The organism is Diaphorobacter sp. LI3, assembly GCF_022807955.1.
GTDB lineage: Bacteria > Pseudomonadota > Gammaproteobacteria > Burkholderiales > Burkholderiaceae_C > Diaphorobacter > Diaphorobacter nitroreducens.
The window spans coordinates 1,364,519-1,382,025 of sequence record NZ_CP094346.1 but is presented as its reverse complement, the minus strand read 5'-3'; the positions used below and the strand labels follow the sequence as shown (position 1 = coordinate 1,382,025).

Below are 17,507 nucleotides of genomic sequence, written 5' to 3'. Positions count from 1 at the left end.
CTCTGCTTCGGCACGAGGGGCTTCGTTTCTTTGGTCGCTATAAGGGACATGCTGAATTTCAAGCCCCTTTCCCTAGGCGTCGCGCTCGTGTGTGCCGCCAGCTTCCTCACTGCCTGCAACGACGAGCCCGCTCCGGACTTCAGGGGCAGCACTCCCGTGGCATACGGCAATCGGACTGTCTCTCTGAGCGTTGAGGCTTGGCGAGACAATGGCAGCCAGCCTTGTCGTGTCCTTATCAGAGGCGCTGAAGTAACAAATTGGGTCAAACCAACCGGTATTCTGCCGCGGATGACCCTAGCCCCGGCAGTAGTGCTGGCCTGCACAGGGCGGAGCCCGTACCTTTCCTCGGTGAGCGGCGAGGGTGAAGGGGGTGTAGCCGAATGGGAAGAGTCCTCGGGGCCTGAATCGGGAGCCCCCCTCTCTGTCTACCAAGTGCGAGTGAGCTCCCTGACTGCGGACCAAGCTCACCTCGAACTACGGGTCCTACGCGGCAAGTGACTCGCTTGCGTGAGCCACGGGGCCGGAGGGCTTGAGCGACCGAGCGGCAGGCGCGCGGCGTCTTTCGGGCGGTTCGGGAGTGAAATAGATGATGTCTTCGGGCGCTATGGGTCCGCGCGCCAGCCCCAGCCGCATTGCCGGCGTTTTCCCGTCCCGGCCAACCTCGCAGTAGTTGAAGTACGTCCGGAAGATGCCGAGCACCTTCACCAGGACTTCGGGGTTGTAGGCGCTCTTCCCGAACCAGAGACGTCGGTCGGTGTTGGCGCTGGCCACCGCGCGTTCTGCCAGCGTGAGGCCTCGCCGGACCTGCATAAAGAAGCGGTCGACAGCGGTAAGGGTGGCTTTCAGGTGCAGTAGCGCCTGGTGGCTAAGCTGGAGCCGACGCTTGTCCGGTTCGGTTTCGACCGGGTCGATATCGGTCAGCCAGCAAACGGATTTCTCAGGCTCACGCATCTCCGATATGGGATGGCGGAACCAGCGGTCCCCCCACTTGCCGATGGCAACCATGCGCGCCAGTTCTTCCTCGGCAGCCAGAAGTTCTGCAGCCTCAGGGGTTACCCCGTATTTCTCCGCTAAGCGCGCCAGACGCCGCTTGGTTGCACCAACCAGCGCGCGCTTCATGTCCACTGACATATCTTTGAGCACCTTGACATAGAAAGCGTCAGCCGTCCGGTCCAGAACCCTTTTCGGCACGGCCGTCAGAATGGCCGCACGTATGCCCGACTCCTGGTCTGTGAAGAAGCGAATCTTCTTGGCACGGCAGAGCAGTCGAGTGACAAGCTGGATGTGGGCGTACATCACCACTTGCTCATGCAGCAGCATGCCCTTTACGGGGGCACGGGATGAGTTCGCGGGGCCTTCACCATCTTCTATATCGGGGCGACCTAAGGCTGCGTCGTACGTCTCTTCGATGACCGATTCCATAGGCTTTCGGGAGGTACCTCCGCGAGGCGCCGCCCTCTCAGCCGCAGCATTCCAATCAGCCGGTAGCCAGACTCTCGCGTAGCGGCGAAACGCTCTGGCAAGTGCATGGTCGCCAAAGCGAACCATGTCCTTCTCTACGTCAGCAGAGTCCAGCGCAGGGTCAAAGTTGACGTTGACCCCGAACACATAGCCCGTAGCCTGGTCGGCCGTTGCAATGGACAGCAAAAGTGTGTTCTTTCGCACCTTCTTAGAGTGCCAGTTCACCACCAGCTTTTGCCGGTCAACCGACAGATATCTTGAGCCTAGGTCGTCGCGTCCCATGAGGGTTCGCTCACGCTCGCCGGCGAACATCTGGGCCTGCTCATAGAGGAAGTCGATGCGGTCGTATAGCTGGCTGGGGGAGATATCGAGGACCTTGATGATGCGCCGCAGCGGCATGGCGTTCATCAGATGCACCAAGATATCGCGATTGGAGTGACTGCGACGTTGGCGCTTGGTTGACCGGCCGCCGAAGGAGAACGCCTTCTTGCAGCCGACACACTTGAACCGGGGAGTTCCGTGGGCGTTGGTGCCGAAGCGAGTCACATTCTCAAGGGATGGCGCCCCCTCCGATAGAGAGCAGGCCTCGTTCGGACACTGCGGGAGTACTGGTTCAAGGTACTCCGACATGCGCATAAGCTCCTCGGCAATCGCCAAGTTGCTCTGCATAGGGGTGATTTCCTCGCACAGGCGGCACTTCAGTGCCGGCTGGTCCTTACCGGTAGCGACCACGGTGTAGTCGCCTGGGCCAACGGAAGAAGCTGGAGTACCGGCCCCGCCTCGGGCAACCGCAAGCTTGGGCGGTACGCCGAAGTTACCGCACTTGGGGTTCTTGCAGTGATTGACTTGAATACCCGCCGCGGCCGGCGGAAATCTAGGCGGCCACTTAGTCGGCTTTACTGAAGTTGGATGAGATTTTTCCTTGGACAAAGAAACGCCCTAGTCGTTGACTAGGGCGGAATTTTGAGCCATTACAGCTTTCTTAGCAACACTTTAACAGAACGGCTAGCCCCTCGGGAGCCCGTTGTGTGTGCGCGGCGCCGCCATCTGCGCTTCAATCGTCTTACATGCGCGATATCTGTCCGCCATACAGCCGCACGCGGTCTCCGGTGCGCAAATCGCCTGGCGACGGCACTTCGTACACCCGCTGGCCGCCCCGGTCCAGGTTCACCGTGATGCGATAGGCCTCGTAATCGCCAGTGTTATTGCGGCCTTCGATAGCGTTGCCCGCCACCGCGCCACCCACGGCCCCGATGGCGGTAGCCGCCGTGCGGCCGGAGCCCGAGCCAATTTGATTGCCCAGCACGCCGCCCACGACGGCACCCAGGATCGCGCCAGCGCCGGACGTGCGGTTGCGCGCCTGCAGTCCCTCGATGTAGGCCACGGTGCCGTACTCGGTACCTTGCTGGTTAGGGTAGGTGGTGTATCCCGGCGCCGGTTGGCTGGTGTAGCCGGGCGTCGGATGGTAGTCAGAGTAGCGCGGCTGTTCGGCACAAGCAACCAGTGCGCCAGCCACCAGCGTGGAGCCGGCCAAGGCGATGAAGCGGGAATGAGGACGCATGGAAATCTCCTTGGTTCAACAATGCAAGCATGGCTACATAAAAGCGGCCACCCATTGGGAGATTGAAGCACCGCGGCATCCTCCACGCTGCCGGCCATGCCCGGCGGGCCTCGTAGTGAAGTGCGCATCCGCCATGTAGGCAGGGGCCGACAGCGGCGCTGGCGCTCAGTGCTTGCCCGTGGAGCCGTAGCCGCCCTCACCGCGCTCGCTGACCGGAAACTCCTGCACCACGTTGAACTGGGCTTGCACCACCGGCACGATGACCAACTGCGCCAGGCGCTCCATGGGTTGCAGGGTGAAGGCCTGGGGGCTGCGGTTCCACGCGCTGACCATGAGTTGCCCCTGGTAGTCGCTGTCGATCAAGCCCACCAGGTTGCCCAGCACGATGCCGTGCTTGTGGCCCAGCCCCGAGCGCGGCAGGATCAGCGCGGCATAGCCCGGGTCCTGAAGGTAGATGGCGATGCCCGTGGGCACCAATTGCCAGGCGTTGGGCTCCAGCGTGAGCGGCGCATCCAGGCACGCGCGCAGGTCCAGCCCCGCGCTGCCGGGCGTGGCATACGTGGGCAATTGATCCGCCATGCGGGGGTCGAGAATCTTGACGTCAATTTTCATGGGAGCAGAGGTTCAAAGGAATGGTCCGGCGGCGTCACGCCGGCAGCACCGCGGGCCGAACCCGCGATCATCGCCCAACCGGTGAGCCCCTACCCGCTCAAACGGCGGCAAGGCGCCGCGCGATCTCCGCCACGAGCTGATGGCCCAGCGCCTCCTTGGAAGCACGGGGCAGTTCACGATGGCCCTGCGCGTCGACCAGCAGCAGCGCATTGTCGTCCTGCCCGAACGTGGCCGGGCCGATATTGCCCACCAGCAACGGCACGCCCTTGCGCTCGCGCTTGGCGCTGGCATGCTCCAGCAGGTTCTCGCTCTCGGCGGCAAACCCCACACAGTACAGACGGCCAGCGCGCGCGCGCTCGGTGCGCGCCACCGTGGCCAGGATGTCGGGGTTCTCCACAAACTCCAGTGCCGGCACGTCGCCCGTGCCGTCCTTCTTGATCTTGTGCAGCGCAGCAGTGGCGGGACGCCAGTCCGCCACCGCGGCTGTAGCTATGAAAATAGTAGCTTCTCGCGCTTGCTCCTCAACGATTGCAAGCATATTTTGTGCTGAACGCACGTCGATGCGGCGCACGCCGCGCGGGGTGGGCAGGTGCACCGGCCCGGCGACCAATGTGACCTGTGCGCCAGCGGCACGCGCCGCGCGGGCAATCGCAAAGCCCATCTTGCCGCTGGACAGGTTGGTGATGCCGCGCACCGGGTCAATGGCCTCGAAGGTGGGGCCAGCGGTAACCAGCACGTGCTGGCCCGTAAGCAACTGGGGGGTGAAGAAGGCCTCCAGTTCCTCCAGAATCTCCGCGGCCTCCAGCATGCGGCCGTCGCCCGTCTCGCCACAGGCCTGGTCACCAAAGCCCACGCCCAGCACCGTTGCGCCGTCGCGCGCCACCTGGGCCAGGTTGCGCTGTGTGGCCGGGTGGCCCCACATCTCGCGGTTCATGGCGGGCGCCAGCAGCAACGGCACCCGATCCCGGGGCCGTGCCAGACACAGCAGGCTCAATAACTCGTCGGCCCGCCCCTGCACCAGCCGCGCAATGAAGTCCGCGCTGCACGGCGCAATGAGGATCGCGTCCGCCTCGCGGCTCAGGTTGATATGGGGCATGTTGTTCGCCTCGCGCGCGTCCCACTGCGAGGTGTAGACGCTGCGTCCCGACAGCGCCTGCATGGTCACGGGCGTGATGAACTGCGCAGCCGCCTCGGTCATGACCACCTGCACCGTGGCGCCGGCCTTCACCAGCAGCCGGCACAGTTCCGCCGATTTGTAGCAGGCCACGCCGCCGCTCAAGCCCAGGACAATGTGTTTGCCAGCCAACTGTTCGTTCATGGGGGCGCAATTTAGCAGAGGGCATGGCCCCTGCCACTGCATCCCTGCAGTGGGCTGATTACAATCCCAATTTCCCACCACCATCAAAGACATGACCAAATTCGTCTTCGTCACCGGCGGTGTGGTGTCTTCCCTGGGCAAGGGAATCGCCTCAGCCTCCCTTGCCGCGATCCTCGAATCGCGGGGTCTCAAAGTCACCCTCATCAAGCTCGACCCGTACATCAACGTGGACCCGGGCACCATGTCGCCCTTCCAGCATGGTGAGGTCTTCGTGACCGACGACGGCGCCGAAACCGACCTGGACCTCGGCCACTACGAGCGCTTCATCGAAACGCGCATGAAGCAGGCCAACAATTTCACCACCGGCCGCATCTACCAGTCCGTGCTGGAGAAGGAGCGCCGCGGCGACTACCTCGGCAAGACCGTGCAGGTGATCCCGCACGTGACCAACGAAATCCAGGAGTTCATCAAGCGCGGCGCCGGCATCGGCACGCCAGACGCCGTGGACGTGGCCATCTGCGAGGTGGGCGGCACGGTGGGCGACATCGAGTCGCTGCCCTTCCTGGAGGCGGTGCGCCAGCTCTCGCTGAAGCTGGGCCCGAACAATTCGGCCTTCGTGCACCTGACCTACCTGCCGTGGATCGCCGCGGCCGGCGAACTCAAGACCAAGCCCACGCAGCACACCGTGCAGAAGCTGCGCGAGATCGGCATCCAGCCCGACGCACTGCTGTGCCGCGCGCTGCACGCCGTGCCCGAGGAAGAGAAAGAGAAGATCTCCCTCTTCACCAACGTGGCCGAATGGGGCGTGATCTCCATGTGGGACGTGGACACCATCTACAAGGTGCCGCGCATGCTGCACGAGCAGGGCCTGGACGGACTGATCTGCGACAAGCTGCGCCTGAACACACCGCCCGCCAACCTCAAGCGCTGGGACGACCTGGTGTATGAGACCGAGCACCCGCGCGGCGAGGTGCAGATCGCCATGGTGGGCAAGTACGTGGAACTGTCGGACGCCTACAAGTCCGTCAACGAGGCGCTCAAGCATGCAGGCATGCAAAGCCATGTGCGCGTGAAGATCACCCACCTGGATTCCGAGACCATCACCGACGACAACGCCGCGCAACAGCTGGCGCAGTACGACGCCATCCTGGTGCCCGGCGGCTTCGGCAGCCGCGGCGTGGAGGGCAAGATCTCCACCGCCCGCTATGCCCGCGAACACAAGGTGCCCTACCTGGGCATCTGTCTGGGCATGCAGGTGGCCACCATCGAATATGCGCGCCATGTGGCGGGCCTGGCGGGCGCCAACTCCACCGAGTTCGACGCACACTGCAAGCACCCCGTGATCGCCCTCATCACCGAGTGGAAGGACGAGGACGGCACCATCAAGACGCGCGATGCCAACTCCGACCTGGGCGGCACCATGCGCCTGGGCGCGCAGTCCTCCGACGTGCAGCCGGGAACGCTGGCCCACAGCATCTACGGCGACGTGGTGACCGAGCGCCACCGCCACCGCTACGAGGCCAACGTGCAGTACCTGGACAAGCTGCGCACCGCCGGCTTGGTGATCTCGGCGCTCACGCAGCGTGAGCACCTGACCGAGATCGTCGAGCTGCCCAAGAGCGTTCACCCCTGGTATATCGGCGTGCAGTTCCACCCCGAGTTCAAGTCCACGCCCTGGAGCGGCCACCCGCTGTTCAACGCCTTCATCAAGGCGGCCGTGGAACACCAGAAGCCAGCGGCGAAAGCCTGATTGGAAGGAAAGCCCATGCAGCTGTGCGGATTCAACGTCGGCCTTCAACATCGCTTCTTCCTGATCGCAGGCACCTGCTCCATTGAAGGCCTGGAGATGTCGCTCGACGTGGCCGGCCAACTCAAGGAGTCCTGCGCGCCGCTCGGCATCCCGCTGGTCTACAAGGGCTCGTTCGACAAGGCCAACCGCTCGTCCGGCACCAGCAAGCGCGGTGTCGGCCTGGATGCCGGTTTGAAGATCCTGGACGAAGTGCGCCGCCAGCTGCAGTTGCCCATCCTGACCGATGTGCACGACACCTCGCACGTGGCCGAAGTGGCCAGCGTGGTCGACGTGCTGCAGACCCCGGCCTTCCTGTGCCGCCAGACGGATTTCATCCGCGCCGTGGCGCAAAGCGGCAAGCCGGTGAACATCAAGAAGGGCCAGTTCCTTGCGCCCTGGGACATGAAGAACGTCATCGACAAGGCCCGCGCCGCCGCGCGCGAGGTGGGCCTGTCGGAAGACCGCTTCCTGGCCTGCGAGCGCGGCGTGAGCTTTGGCTACAACAACCTCGTGGCCGACATGACCAGCCTGGCCGAGATGCGCAACTCCGGCGCGCCCGTGGTGTTCGACGTGACCCACTCGGTACAGAAGCCCGGCGGCCTGGGCGCCGTGAGCGGCGGCGCGCGCGACATGGTGCCCGTGCTGGCCCGTGCCGGCGTGGCCGTCGGCGTGGCGGGCCTGTTCATGGAAACGCACCCCAAGCCCGCCGAGGCCTGGTCGGACGGCCCCAACGCCGTGCCGCTCAAGCACATGCGCGCGTTGCTTGAAACGCTGGTGGCGCTCGACGACGTGACCAAGAAGAACGGTTTTCTCGAAAACAACTTTGGAGCCTGACACCATGCCCAGCGGCTACATCATCGCCAACGTCCGCGTGACCAACCCCGCGCAGTACGAGGAATACAAGAAGTGGTCCACCGCCGCCTTCGCGGCGCACAACGCCGAGATCTGCGTGCGTGGCGGCCAGGTGGAGGTGATGGAGGGCGACTGGCAGCCCGAGCGTGTGGTGATCGCCAAGTTCCCCAGCTTCGAGGCGGCCAAGGCGTTCTACCATTCGCCCGAATACGGCAAGGCCCGTGCGGCGCGCGAGGGCGCAGCCATCATGCGGCTGGTGTGCGTCGAAGGCCTCTGACGCTACTCATTTGATAGCTGCCAGCGCTTGATGGAAAAGCGCTAGCGGCCAATTTGATTAAAAACTTCCGCAAAAGGAAACCCATGAGTGCCATCGTTGACATCGTAGGCCGCGAAGTGCTGGACAGCCGCGGCAACCCCACCGTCGAATGCGACGTGCTGCTGGAATCGGGCGTGATGGGCCGCGCGGCCGTGCCCTCGGGCGCGTCCACCGGCTCGCGCGAAGCCATCGAGCTGCGCGACGGCGACAAGGCCCGCTACCTGGGCAAGGGCGTGCTCAAGGCCGTGGAGCACATCAACACCGAGATCTCCGAGGCCGTACTGGGCCTGGACGCCTCCGAGCAGGCCTTCCTGGACAAGACCCTGATCGACCTGGACGGCACCGACAACAAGAGCCGGCTGGGCGCCAACGCCATGTTGGCCGTCTCGATGGCCGTGGCCCGCGCCGCCGCCGAAGAGTCCGGCCTGCCCCTGTACCGCTACCTCGGCGGCATGGGTGGCATGCAGCTGCCCGTGCCGATGATGAACGTCATCAACGGCGGCGCGCATGCCAACAACAGCCTGGACCTGCAGGAGTTCATGATCATCCCCGTGGGCGCACCGAGCTTCCGCGAGGCCGTGCGCTGGGGCGCCGAGGTGTTCCACGCGCTCAAGAAGATCATCAACGACAAGGGCATGAGCACCGCCGTGGGCGACGAAGGTGGTTTTGCGCCTTCCGTGGAAAACCACGAAGCCGCCATCCGGCTGATCCTGCAGGCGATTGAAGCCGCCGGCTACACCGCGGGCGAGCAGATCGCCCTGGGCCTGGACTGCGCCGCCAGCGAGTTCTACAAGGACGGCCAGTATGTGCTGGAAGGCGAAGGCGGCCTGCGCCTGACCGCCCAGCAGTGGACCGACATGCTCGCCACCTGGTGCGACAAGTACCCCATCATCTCCATCGAAGACGGCATGGCCGAGGGCGACTGGGACGGCTGGAAGACCCTGACCGAGCGCCTGGGCCAGAACGTGCAGCTGGTGGGTGACGACCTGTTCGTGACCAACACCAAGATCCTGAAGGAAGGCATCGACAAGCGCATCGCCAATTCGATCCTCATCAAGATCAACCAGATCGGCACGTTGACCGAGACCTTCGCCGCCATCGAGATGGCCAAGCGCGCCGGCTACACCGCCGTGATCAGCCACCGCTCGGGCGAGACCGAGGACTCGACGATCGCCGACATCGCCGTGGGCACCAACGCCGGCCAGATCAAGACCGGCTCGCTCTCGCGCTCCGACCGCATCGCCAAGTACAACCAGCTGCTGCGCATCGAAGAAGACCTGGGCGACATCGCCTTCTATCCCGGCCGCGCCGCGTTCTACAACCTGCGCTAAGCCCACCCGCACCGCTGCGCCCCGCCATGGGCACACGCATCGTTCCGCTCGCCCTGCTGCTGCTCCTCGTGGGGATCCACGCGCAGCTGTGGACCGGGCGCGGCAGTGTCGGTCATGTAGAGGACATGCGCCGGCAGATCGCCGCCCAGCAGGCGGCGAATGCGCAGGCGCGCCAGGCCAATGAGCGCCTGGCCGCCGAAGTGCAGGACCTGAAGGACGGCCTGGAGATGGTCGAGGAAAAGGCGCGCAGCGAACTGGGCATGGTCAAGCCCGGCGAGATCTACGTGCACGTCACGCCGGCCCGCAAGTGAGCCCCTCGCCCGGCCCCGTGCCCGGCGCTGCGATGGTGCGCATCGCCATCCTGGGCGCGCACACGCCCGCCTGCACCGCCTTGCGCGACGGCATCGCACAGCACTGTCCCGCGCTCGCAGTCGCGGCGGCCGGCCCCAATCTGCCAGCCCTGCCGGCGGACCTCACGCTGCTGTGCGCACTGGACCTTCCCGATGCACACGAGCTGCAACTGCGCGACGCGCTGGCCCAGGCCGGCACGGCCTACCAGGTGCTGTACGGGCCGCCAGCGGCGCAACTTCGCAACGCACTAAACGCTATTGATTTAATAGCTACTCGCGCTTATCCATCAAACGTTGAGGCCGAATTGGAGTCGAAACCCAGCCATCCTCGGCTGCGCGCTTGGGGTTGCGAAGAATGCGTGGAGCCCCAGTGCGAGCACCGGCTGTTCACCGCGCTGCGCGGCCTGGGTGCAGGAGCATGAGGCGGACGCTTCACGCTCGTTGAAGCGCGACCGCCTGCAGCGCCGCGGCGCGCAGGCTGGCTCGCGGAAGCCGCTCAGAGCGGCCGCCTGGATCACTGCATGCGCGACGGCGCGGGCGGCTGCTTGTGCGGATCGGTGAACAACTGCGCGGCATCCACCGGGTCGAAGTGGTACTGCTGGCCGCAGTATTCGCAGCCCACCTCGATGTTGCCGCGCTCCTCCAAGATGCTCTCGACCTCTTCCGTGCCCAGGCTGCGCAGCATGTTGCCCACACGCTCGCGGCTGCAGGAGCACGCGAAGCGCGGGCCGCTATCGCCCTGCTGAGGCGCAAAGCGCAGCAGTTTTTCCTCCCAGAACAAGCGGCGCAGGATGGTGTCCACGTCCAGCGTGAGCAGCTCCTCGCGCGTGAGGCTGCTCGCCAGCGTGGCGATACGGTTGTAGTCCTCGTTGCGGCCGATCTGGTCGTCGTCCTCGCGCCCATGGCCGCCAGCCAGGTTGGCCTCGCCCTTCAGGGGCATGCGCTGGATCAGCACGCCCGCGGCCACCTGGTCGTTGGCAGCCAGCACCAGCGTGGTATCGAGCTGCTCGGACTGCAGCATGTAGTGCTGCAGCACGTCGCTGAGCTTGTGCAGCTTTTCCTGGTGGTCGCCATACAGCGGCACCACACCCTGGTAGGGCTGCTGGCCGGGCAGACGGTCCTTGGGGTCCAGCGTGATGGCGCAGCGCCCGCCGCCGCCCACGTTCACCATGTCCGGCAGGCCCGCGTTCGCGGGCAGTTCGCCCGACACCGACGCGGTGGCGCGCAGGCTCAGGTCGGACTGCACCTCGGCCACGGCCAGCTTGACGGGGCCGTCACCAAAGACCTGCAGCACCAGCGCGCCGTTGAACTTGATGTTCGACTGCATCAGCACGCCGGCGGCGGCCATCTCACCCAGCAGCTCGCTCACGGGCGCGGGGTATGGCCCCGTTTCGGTGTTGGCCGCGCGGCGTCGCAGCAGCTCTGTCCAGGCGTCGGTCAGGCGCACGATCATGCCGCGCACGGGCAGGCCATCAAACAAAAACTTGTGCAGTTCGGACACGCAGTATTTCCAGTCAATCAACGGCCGGGCTATTACCCCAGCTTGCGCAGACCCGCCTTGAAGCGGCGCGCGTTTTCCATGTAATGCCGCGCACTCTGGCGCAGCCCTTCGATCTGCTCCGGCGTGAGCTGGCGCACCACCTTGGCCGGACTGCCCAGGATCATCGATCCGTCGGGAAACTCCTTGCCCTCGGTGACCAGCGAGCCGGCGCCCACCAGGCAGTTGCGGCCTATCTTCGCGCCGTTGAGCACGATGGCGCCAATGCCGATCAGCGATTCATCCCCGACGGTGCAGCCATGCAGCATGACCTGGTGGCCCACGGTGACGCGCTCACCGATCACCAGCGGTTGGCCGATGTCGGCGTGCAGCACGCTCGCGTCCTGCACGTTGGTGCCCGCGCCGATGGTGATGCGCGCCGTGTCGCCACGCACCACGGTGCCGAACCATACGCTGGCGTCCTCGCCCAGCACCACGTCGCCCATCACCTGGCCACTGTCGGCCACCCAGGCCGATGCGGCCACCTGCGGCGCCACGCCGTCGAGTTCATAGATCGCCATCGCTTGTCTGTCTCCGTTGTTTGTGTAGGGGGAACCTAGAATTGTAGGGATGGAGCTTCGCCAACGTGCCCTGGAGGTCTTGCGCCTCTGCGACCCTGAAGAAAAATCGGCCGCAGCGCTGGATATGTATACGCAAGCAGCTCGCATTTCAATAGCGACAGAAATGCGTCTCACCGCCCCGCCCGCCGACACCCTGCCCGGCCGCCCCGCGCGGCCGCAGCTGCTGCACCACACCGCCGTGGCACGCCGCTCGCCCGCCACGCCCGAGGGGCGCGCGGTGCTGATCCACGCCATCGCCCATATCGAGTTCAACGCCATCAACCTCGCGCTGGACGCCATCTGGCGCTTTGCCGGCATGCCCGAGACGTTCTACCGCGACTGGCTGCGCGTGGCGGCCGAGGAGGCGAAGCACTTTCGCCTGCTGCGTGACCACCTGCGCCGGCAACTGCACCATGACTATGGCGACTTTCCCGCGCACCAGGGCCTGTGGGGCATGTGCGAGAAGACGGCCGACGACATCGTGGCGCGCATGGCCCTGGTGCCGCGCACCCTGGAGGCGCGCGGACTGGACGCCACGCCGCTGATCCAGCACAAACTGCGCCAGGTCGGTACACCGGACGCGCTGGCCGCCGTGGCGATCTTGGACACCATCCTGCGCGAGGAAGTGGGCCACGTGGCCATCGGCAACCACTGGTACGGCTGGCTGTGCACGCGCGCCGGACTGGACCCCGTGGCGCACTACGCCGCGCTGGTCCAGCGTTACGAAGCCCCCCGCCCGAAGCCGCCGCTGAACGAGGCGGCACGCCGCGCCGCCGGTTTCAGCGAGGCGGAGATGCGCTGGCTGCAGCACGGCTGAATCGCCTCCAGCCGCACTGCCATCCCCCAGCCATCGGGGGTTCTTCCCTACAATGCCAGCAGCGATACGCCACGCCGCTGCCGCCAGCCCTCGCGCCTGCGGCGGGCACCCGCATCGCCCGGTATCCCGCACACGCCCAGGCATTCCATGACGAACCCCACACCTCCCGCTTCTCCCTCGGCGGCCGGCGCCTCCCAGGCTGGCAGCACCGGCTCCATGATCGCCCGGCAGGCCATCATGAACGGCCAGCAGGCGGTCGTCGGCTACGAACTCTTCAACCGCTCGCGCTCCACCGTCGGCCACACGGCCGCCAGCGACGTGATCCTGGTCTTCACCGCGCTGTCGCATGCGGGCACCGAAGAGCTGATGGGCAAGATGCTGATTTTCGTGAACTGCACCCACGAAAGCCTGACGGGCGGGCACCTGGAACTGGTGAACCCCGACAAGGTGGTGCTGGAGATCCCTCCGCTGGGCCACGTGGCCGCAGCCGAGGTGCATGCGCGGCTTCCCATCCTGCAGGCGCTGCGCAGCCGGGGCTTTCACCTCGCCTTCAACCACACGGTGCTGGAATCCACCTACGCGCCCTGGCTGCCGCTGGCCGACTACATCAAACTCGACATGTCGGTGCTTGCGCGCGACCAGCTCGCGGTGCTGATCAACTACGCGGGGCGCCATTCCCAGGCCGAACTGATCGCGGAAAAGCTCGAAACCGCGCAACAGTACGACATGGTGTCGTCCATGGGCGTGGAAATGTTCCAGGGCTACTGGTTCTCGCGCCCCACGCTGGTGGAAGCCAAACTGCTCACCCCCGGCCAGGCGAGCATCGTGCAGCTGCTCAACCTGGTGCGCAGCCAGGCCAGTACCGACGAGATCGAAGAGGTCCTCAAAAAGGATGCTGGGCTGGCCTTCAACCTGATGCGCCTGATCAACTCCGCGGGGCTGGGCATGACGCGCGAGATCACCTCCTTTCGCCAGGCGGTGCTGCTGCTGGGACTCAAGAAGCTGTTCCGCTGGGCCGCCCTGCTGCTCACGGCGGTGCGCAGCGGCGGTACGCCCCCGGCCGTGGGGCAGACGGCCGTGGTGCGCGGCCGCCTCATGGAACTGCTGGCCCAGGAATTTCTGCCCGCCGAAGAAGCCGACCAGGCGTTCGTGATCGGCATCTTCTCCATGCTGGACCAGATGCTCGGCATGCCGCTGGCCTCCGCCGTGGGGCTGCTCAACCTGCCCGAAGAGCTGTCCACTGCCCTGCTACAACGCAGCAACGTGTACGGACAACTGCTGACGCTCGCCGAAGCCTGCGAGACCAGCGACGACCACACCTTCGACCAGTTCGCCCAATCGCTCCACCTGACGAACCAGCAGATCAACTGGGCCCACTTGCAAGCCCTGGCCTGGGCGGACCAGATGGCGCCCGCCTGAGCCACTGCCGCGCCGACCTCCTAGAATCCAACGAACTTCCCACGCCATCCATGTCGAGCCTTTCAGACACCGCCGCACAGCTCCCCGCCGATTCCGCCCAGCCGTCACCCGAGGCCACTGAGGCGCAGAATCAGGTCGTCATCGCACGACAGGCCATCCTGGACGAACAGCGCACCGTCTTTGGCTACGAACTGTTCGACCGGTCCACCGCCGCGGACGCGCACACCGCCGCCAGCGATGCGGCGCTGCTGTTCAACGCGCTGTCGTATGCGGGCTCCGAGGCGCTGGTGGGCAAGAAAACCGTCTTCATCAATTGCACGCATGACAGCCTGGCCGGCGGACACCTGGAGCTGATCCACCCCGAGAAAGTGGTGCTGGAAGTACCCACGCTCGGCGCCCAGGCCACGGCCGAGCAGATCGAGCAGTACATCCCCACGCTGCAAGCAGTGCGCACGCGCGGCTTTCGGCTGGCCTTCAACCAGGACGTGCTGCGGCGCGCCTACAGCAGCTGGGTGCCTCTGGCCTCGTTCATCAAGCTGGACATGCAGGCCTTCAAGCCGGAGCTCGCCGAGCCGCTCGTGAAGTTCGCCCAGGCCCACTCGCAGGCCACGCTGGTGGCCGAGAAGGTAGAAACGGCCGAACAGTACCAGCGCATGGCTTCGCTGGGCGTGAAGCTGTTCCAGGGCTACTGGTTCGCGCAGCCCTCGCTGGTCAAGGCGCAAACCATCCGACCCTCGCAGGCGACCATCATCCAGCTCATCAACCTGGTGCGCCAGCAGGCCAGCACCGGAGAGATCGAGGAGCTGCTCAAGAAGGACCCCACGCTGTCCTTCAACCTGCTGCGTTTCATCAATTCCTCGGGCTTCGGCCTGTCGTGCGAGGTGACCTCGTTCCGTCACGCGGTGATGATCCTGGGCCTGAAGAAGCTGTTCCGCTGGGCGGCGCTGTTGATGACCACCTCGCGCGCCAGCGGCTCGCCGCCCGCCGTGGGCCAGACGGCCGTGGTGCGCGGCCGCCTGATGGAACTGCTGGCCGCCGAGCTGCTGCCCCCCGAGGAATGCGACAACGCCTTCGTGGTGGGTGTCTTCTCGCTGCTGGATGCGATGCTGGGCGTGCCGCTGGAGCGCGCCCTGGAAACGGTGGCCCTGCCCCAGCCGGTGCTTGACGCACTGCTGCACAACAAGGGCGTGTTCGCCCCCTTCCTCGAACTCACCAAGGCCTGCGAAAGCGGTGACGACGAGGCTTTCGCGCGCACGGCCGAAGCGCTGCACCTGTCCAACCGCCAGGTCAACTGGGCCCACCTGCAGGCACTGGCCTGGGCCGAGAGTCTGACGGCCGACGAATAAACCCGATGCCCCCTGTGCGCGGGCCGGCCGGCGCGCACAGGGCCGCTTCAGTTCAGGCGGATGTTGGCGGCGCGGATGATGCGCGCGTTGCTCTGCGACTCCGCCGCGATCTGCCGGCGAAATGCCTCGGCGCTGCCGCCCGTGGGCACGTTGTCCGAAGCCTCCAGGCGCGCCTGGATGTCGGGCAGCGCCAGCGCACGGTTGATCTCGGCATTCAAGCGCTCCAGCACCGCGGCCGGCACGCCCGCTGGCGCGAACATGCCGAACACCGAATTCAGGTTGGCCGCGGGCAGGCCCAGTTCGCCCAGCGTGGGCACGTTCGGCAGGGTGGTCAGCCGCGCGGGCGCACCCACGGCCAGCGGGTGCAGCTTGCCCGCCTTGATCTGCTGCATCACGGCCGGGCCGGCGTTGGTGGACAGCACCTCGAACTGACCCGAAAGCGCATCGTTCAGTTGTTGCCCGCCGCCCTTGTAGGGCACGTGCGTGATCTGCACGCCGCTGCCCTGCATGATGTGTTCCAGCATGATGTGGCCCAGCGACGCCAGCCCCGATGTGGCCCATCGCACCTGGCCCGGCTGCGCCTTGGCGGTCGCCAGCAGGCTGCGGAAGTCACGCTCCTTGGCGGCCTGCGTGCCCAACAACAGCACGGGCGAGTACATCACGCTGGCCACGGGCACGATGTCGCGCGTTGCGTCGTACGGCGGCGTGCCCAGGTGCGGGTTGAGCACCAGCGGGCTGATCGCCGAGAAGCCCAGCGTGTAGCCATCGGGCGCCGCCTTGGCCACCGCGTCCATGCCGATGGTGCCGCCCGCGCCGGCCTTGTTCTCCACCACCACGGCCGTGCCCAGGCGTTCGGACAGTTTGTCGCCCAACGCGCGGGCGACCACGTCGCTGACGCCGCCCGCGGGATAGGCCACGATGATGCGGATGGGCTTGGCGGGCCAAGTCTGGGCCTGCGCGCCCAGGGGCAGCGCGGCAGCCAGCGCGAGGGAGGCCAGCACGCGACGGCGCACGGAATCTGTCATTGCAACTCCAGAGTTTCAAGAAAGAGCGCGATTTTTCACCCGTTTGCCACTGCTCGCCGGCACTCCGCGCCATGCCCCTTCAACCGCGCGGATGGTGCTGCGCATGCAGCGCCTTCAGCCGCTCGCGCGCCACGTGGGTGTAGATGGTGGTGGTGGAAATGTCGGCGTGGCCCAGCAGCAGTTGCACCACGCGCAGGTCCGCACCGTGGTTCAACAGGTGCGTGGCAAAGGCATGGCGCAGCGTGTGGGGCGACAGCGGCGCGGTAATGCCCGCAGCCTGCGCGCATTTCTTGACGATGACCCAGAACATCACGCGCGACATGGCCGCGCCGCGCTGCGTGACGAACAGGTCATCCGTTTGTTGCCCGCCCAGGATGGCGCCACGCCCCTCGGCCAGGTAGCGCTGCAGCCAGCGGTGCGCCTCTTCGCCAAAGGGCACCAGCCGCTCCTTGCCGCCCTTGCCCATGACGCGCAGCACGCCTTCGGCCAGCCCCAGGTGGAAAGTTTTCAGCGTGACCAGCTCGCTCACGCGCAGGCCGCTCGCGTACATCAGCTCCAACATGGTGCGGTCGCGCAGGCCCAGCGGCGTGGCATCGTCCGGCGCATGCAGCAGGGCCTCCACCTGCGCCTGCGTCAGCGTCTTGGGCACGCGCAGCGGCTGGCGCGCGGCCTGCAGGCGCACTGTGGGGTCGGCTGCGATGCGCCGCTCGCGCAATGCCCAGTGGAAGTAGCGCCGCAGCACGGTGAGGCGGCGGTTGGCCGACGTGGCGCGCGTTTGCGCGTGGCGGGCAGCGAAGTAGCCCTGCAAGTGGTGCTCTGCCGTGGCATCCAGCGCCAGCGGAGGGTTCTGCTGCGCCAGCCATTGGGCATACAGCGTGAGGTCCCGGCGGTAGGCGGCCAGCGTGTTGCGCGACAGGCCGTCCTCCAGCCAAAGGGCGTCGATGAAGGGGTCTATGGCGTTCTGGCTGTCGGGCAACATGGCGAAAACCATAGCATCAAAAAAACGCCCGCGGCAGGCTAGCCGTTCCGTTAAGGTGTTGCTAAGCCCTTGATTCAAGCCCCTCTGCTTCGGCACGAGGGGCTTCGTTTCTTTGGTCGCTATAAGGGACATGCTGAATTTCAAGCCCCTTTCCCTAGGCGTCGCGCTCGTGTGTGCCGCCAGCTTCCTCACTGCCTGCAACGACGAGCCCGCTCCGGACTTCAGGGGCAGCAC

General features: G+C 65.9%; 17 protein-coding genes. 9 read left to right on the top strand and 8 right to left on the bottom strand.

Features of this window, described 5'->3' with window-relative positions:
• Positions 1-483 precede the first annotated feature (483 nt).
• The 4 genes from MRB47_RS06420 to coaBC all read right to left on the bottom strand — a co-directional run bounded on the left by MRB47_RS06420 (position 484) and on the right by coaBC (position 4,952).
• A complete protein-coding gene (locus MRB47_RS06420) occupies positions 484-2,391 on the bottom strand; it encodes a hypothetical protein (protein ID WP_252100595.1) in 1,908 nt (635 codons plus the stop codon).
• A gap of 133 nt (positions 2,392-2,524) precedes the next feature.
• Positions 2,525-3,022, bottom strand: coding sequence for a glycine zipper 2TM domain-containing protein (locus MRB47_RS06415; protein ID WP_252102236.1), 498 nt, complete (start codon positions 3,020-3,022; stop codon positions 2,525-2,527).
• Between the two features lie 165 nt (positions 3,023-3,187).
• Positions 3,188-3,634, bottom strand: coding sequence for a dUTP diphosphatase (dut, locus tag MRB47_RS06410; RefSeq protein ID WP_252102235.1), 447 nt, complete (start codon positions 3,632-3,634; stop codon positions 3,188-3,190).
• A 97-nt stretch (positions 3,635-3,731) separates the two neighbouring features.
• Positions 3,732-4,952 carry a bifunctional phosphopantothenoylcysteine decarboxylase/phosphopantothenate--cysteine ligase CoaBC gene (gene coaBC / locus MRB47_RS06405; RefSeq protein ID WP_252102234.1) on the bottom strand — a complete coding sequence of 407 codons (1,221 nt, stop codon included), beginning with the start codon at positions 4,950-4,952 and terminating at the stop codon, positions 3,732-3,734.
• A 91-nt stretch (positions 4,953-5,043) separates the two neighbouring features.
• Here coaBC and MRB47_RS06400 point away from each other — a divergent pair, with 91 nt between their 5' ends.
• From MRB47_RS06400 to MRB47_RS06375, 6 genes are all read left to right on the top strand, one after another.
• Complete coding sequence (locus MRB47_RS06400) at positions 5,044-6,702, top strand: CTP synthase (RefSeq protein WP_015912646.1); 1,659 nt, start codon at positions 5,044-5,046, stop codon at positions 6,700-6,702.
• Between the two features lie 15 nt (positions 6,703-6,717).
• On the top strand, positions 6,718-7,575 hold the full coding sequence (kdsA, locus tag MRB47_RS06395; protein WP_252102233.1) for a 3-deoxy-8-phosphooctulonate synthase: 858 nt from the start codon (positions 6,718-6,720) through the stop codon (positions 7,573-7,575).
• Between the two features lie 4 nt (positions 7,576-7,579).
• Positions 7,580-7,870, top strand: a complete 291-nt coding sequence (locus tag MRB47_RS06390; RefSeq protein WP_103737324.1) for a DUF1330 domain-containing protein — start codon at positions 7,580-7,582, stop codon at positions 7,868-7,870.
• A gap of 83 nt (positions 7,871-7,953) precedes the next feature.
• Positions 7,954-9,240 carry a phosphopyruvate hydratase gene (eno, locus tag MRB47_RS06385; RefSeq protein WP_252102232.1) on the top strand — a complete coding sequence of 429 codons (1,287 nt, stop codon included), beginning with the start codon at positions 7,954-7,956 and terminating at the stop codon, positions 9,238-9,240.
• Between the two features lie 26 nt (positions 9,241-9,266).
• Positions 9,267-9,551, top strand: coding sequence for a septum formation initiator family protein (locus MRB47_RS06380; RefSeq protein WP_011804436.1), 285 nt, complete (start codon positions 9,267-9,269; stop codon positions 9,549-9,551).
• On the top strand, positions 9,548-10,012 hold the full coding sequence (locus MRB47_RS06375; RefSeq protein WP_252102231.1) for a hypothetical protein: 465 nt from the start codon (positions 9,548-9,550) through the stop codon (positions 10,010-10,012). The genes MRB47_RS06380 and MRB47_RS06375 overlap by 4 nt, the downstream gene beginning before the upstream one ends.
• A gap of 92 nt (positions 10,013-10,104) precedes the next feature.
• On the opposite strand, the gene MRB47_RS06370 is transcribed toward MRB47_RS06375, so the two are convergent.
• Positions 10,105-11,091, bottom strand: a complete 987-nt coding sequence (locus MRB47_RS06370; protein ID WP_252102230.1) for an Hsp33 family molecular chaperone HslO — start codon at positions 11,089-11,091, stop codon at positions 10,105-10,107.
• A gap of 32 nt (positions 11,092-11,123) precedes the next feature.
• Positions 11,124-11,648, bottom strand: coding sequence for a gamma carbonic anhydrase family protein (locus MRB47_RS06365; protein ID WP_011804433.1), 525 nt, complete (start codon positions 11,646-11,648; stop codon positions 11,124-11,126).
• A 49-nt stretch (positions 11,649-11,697) separates the two neighbouring features.
• On the opposite strand from MRB47_RS06365, the gene MRB47_RS06360 reads away from it, so the two are divergent.
• From MRB47_RS06360 to MRB47_RS06350, 3 genes are all read left to right on the top strand, one after another.
• Entirely contained in the window at positions 11,698-12,504 is an 807-nt protein-coding gene (locus tag MRB47_RS06360) for a ferritin-like domain-containing protein (protein WP_252102229.1), read from the top strand.
• A gap of 147 nt (positions 12,505-12,651) precedes the next feature.
• The gene (locus MRB47_RS06355; protein WP_252102228.1) at positions 12,652-13,923 is read left to right on the top strand and encodes an EAL and HDOD domain-containing protein; all 1,272 of its coding nucleotides are present in this window, start codon (positions 12,652-12,654) and stop codon (positions 13,921-13,923) included.
• A 50-nt stretch (positions 13,924-13,973) separates the two neighbouring features.
• Entirely contained in the window at positions 13,974-15,269 is a 1,296-nt protein-coding gene (locus tag MRB47_RS06350; RefSeq protein WP_252102227.1) for an EAL and HDOD domain-containing protein, read from the top strand.
• A 47-nt stretch (positions 15,270-15,316) separates the two neighbouring features.
• On the opposite strand, the gene MRB47_RS06345 is transcribed toward MRB47_RS06350, so the two are convergent.
• Both MRB47_RS06345 and xerD read right to left on the bottom strand, forming a co-directional pair.
• Entirely contained in the window at positions 15,317-16,294 is a 978-nt protein-coding gene (locus tag MRB47_RS06345) for a Bug family tripartite tricarboxylate transporter substrate binding protein (RefSeq protein WP_252102226.1), read from the bottom strand.
• Positions 16,295-16,373: 79 nt separating this feature from the next.
• A complete protein-coding gene (xerD, locus tag MRB47_RS06340; protein ID WP_041836206.1) occupies positions 16,374-17,273 on the bottom strand; it encodes a site-specific tyrosine recombinase XerD in 900 nt (299 codons plus the stop codon).
• Positions 17,274-17,507 lie beyond the last annotated feature (234 nt).

What these genes read in the sequence shown, in the direction of transcription:
- MRB47_RS06415 (WP_252102236.1), bottom strand. Translation starts at nt 3,022, where the DNA reads ATGCGTCCTCATTCCCGCTTCATCGCCTTGGCCGGCTCCACGCTGGTG.
- dut (WP_252102235.1), bottom strand. Translation starts at nt 3,634, where the DNA reads ATGAAAATTGACGTCAAGATTCTCGACCCCCGCATGGCGGATCAATTG.
- coaBC (WP_252102234.1), bottom strand. Translation starts at nt 4,952, where the DNA reads ATGAACGAACAGTTGGCTGGCAAACACATTGTCCTGGGCTTGAGCGGC.
- MRB47_RS06400 (WP_015912646.1), top strand. Translation starts at nt 5,044, where the DNA reads ATGACCAAATTCGTCTTCGTCACCGGCGGTGTGGTGTCTTCCCTGGGC.
- kdsA (WP_252102233.1), top strand. Translation starts at nt 6,718, where the DNA reads ATGCAGCTGTGCGGATTCAACGTCGGCCTTCAACATCGCTTCTTCCTG.
- MRB47_RS06390 (WP_103737324.1), top strand. Translation starts at nt 7,580, where the DNA reads ATGCCCAGCGGCTACATCATCGCCAACGTCCGCGTGACCAACCCCGCG.
- eno (WP_252102232.1), top strand. Translation starts at nt 7,954, where the DNA reads ATGAGTGCCATCGTTGACATCGTAGGCCGCGAAGTGCTGGACAGCCGC.
- MRB47_RS06380 (WP_011804436.1), top strand. Translation starts at nt 9,267, where the DNA reads ATGGGCACACGCATCGTTCCGCTCGCCCTGCTGCTGCTCCTCGTGGGG.
- MRB47_RS06365 (WP_011804433.1), bottom strand. Translation starts at nt 11,648, where the DNA reads ATGGCGATCTATGAACTCGACGGCGTGGCGCCGCAGGTGGCCGCATCG.
- MRB47_RS06360 (WP_252102229.1), top strand. Translation starts at nt 11,698, where the DNA reads ATGGAGCTTCGCCAACGTGCCCTGGAGGTCTTGCGCCTCTGCGACCCT.
- MRB47_RS06355 (WP_252102228.1), top strand. Translation starts at nt 12,652, where the DNA reads ATGACGAACCCCACACCTCCCGCTTCTCCCTCGGCGGCCGGCGCCTCC.
- MRB47_RS06350 (WP_252102227.1), top strand. Translation starts at nt 13,974, where the DNA reads ATGTCGAGCCTTTCAGACACCGCCGCACAGCTCCCCGCCGATTCCGCC.
- MRB47_RS06345 (WP_252102226.1), bottom strand. Translation starts at nt 16,294, where the DNA reads ATGACAGATTCCGTGCGCCGTCGCGTGCTGGCCTCCCTCGCGCTGGCT.
- xerD (WP_041836206.1), bottom strand. Translation starts at nt 17,273, where the DNA reads ATGTTGCCCGACAGCCAGAACGCCATAGACCCCTTCATCGACGCCCTT.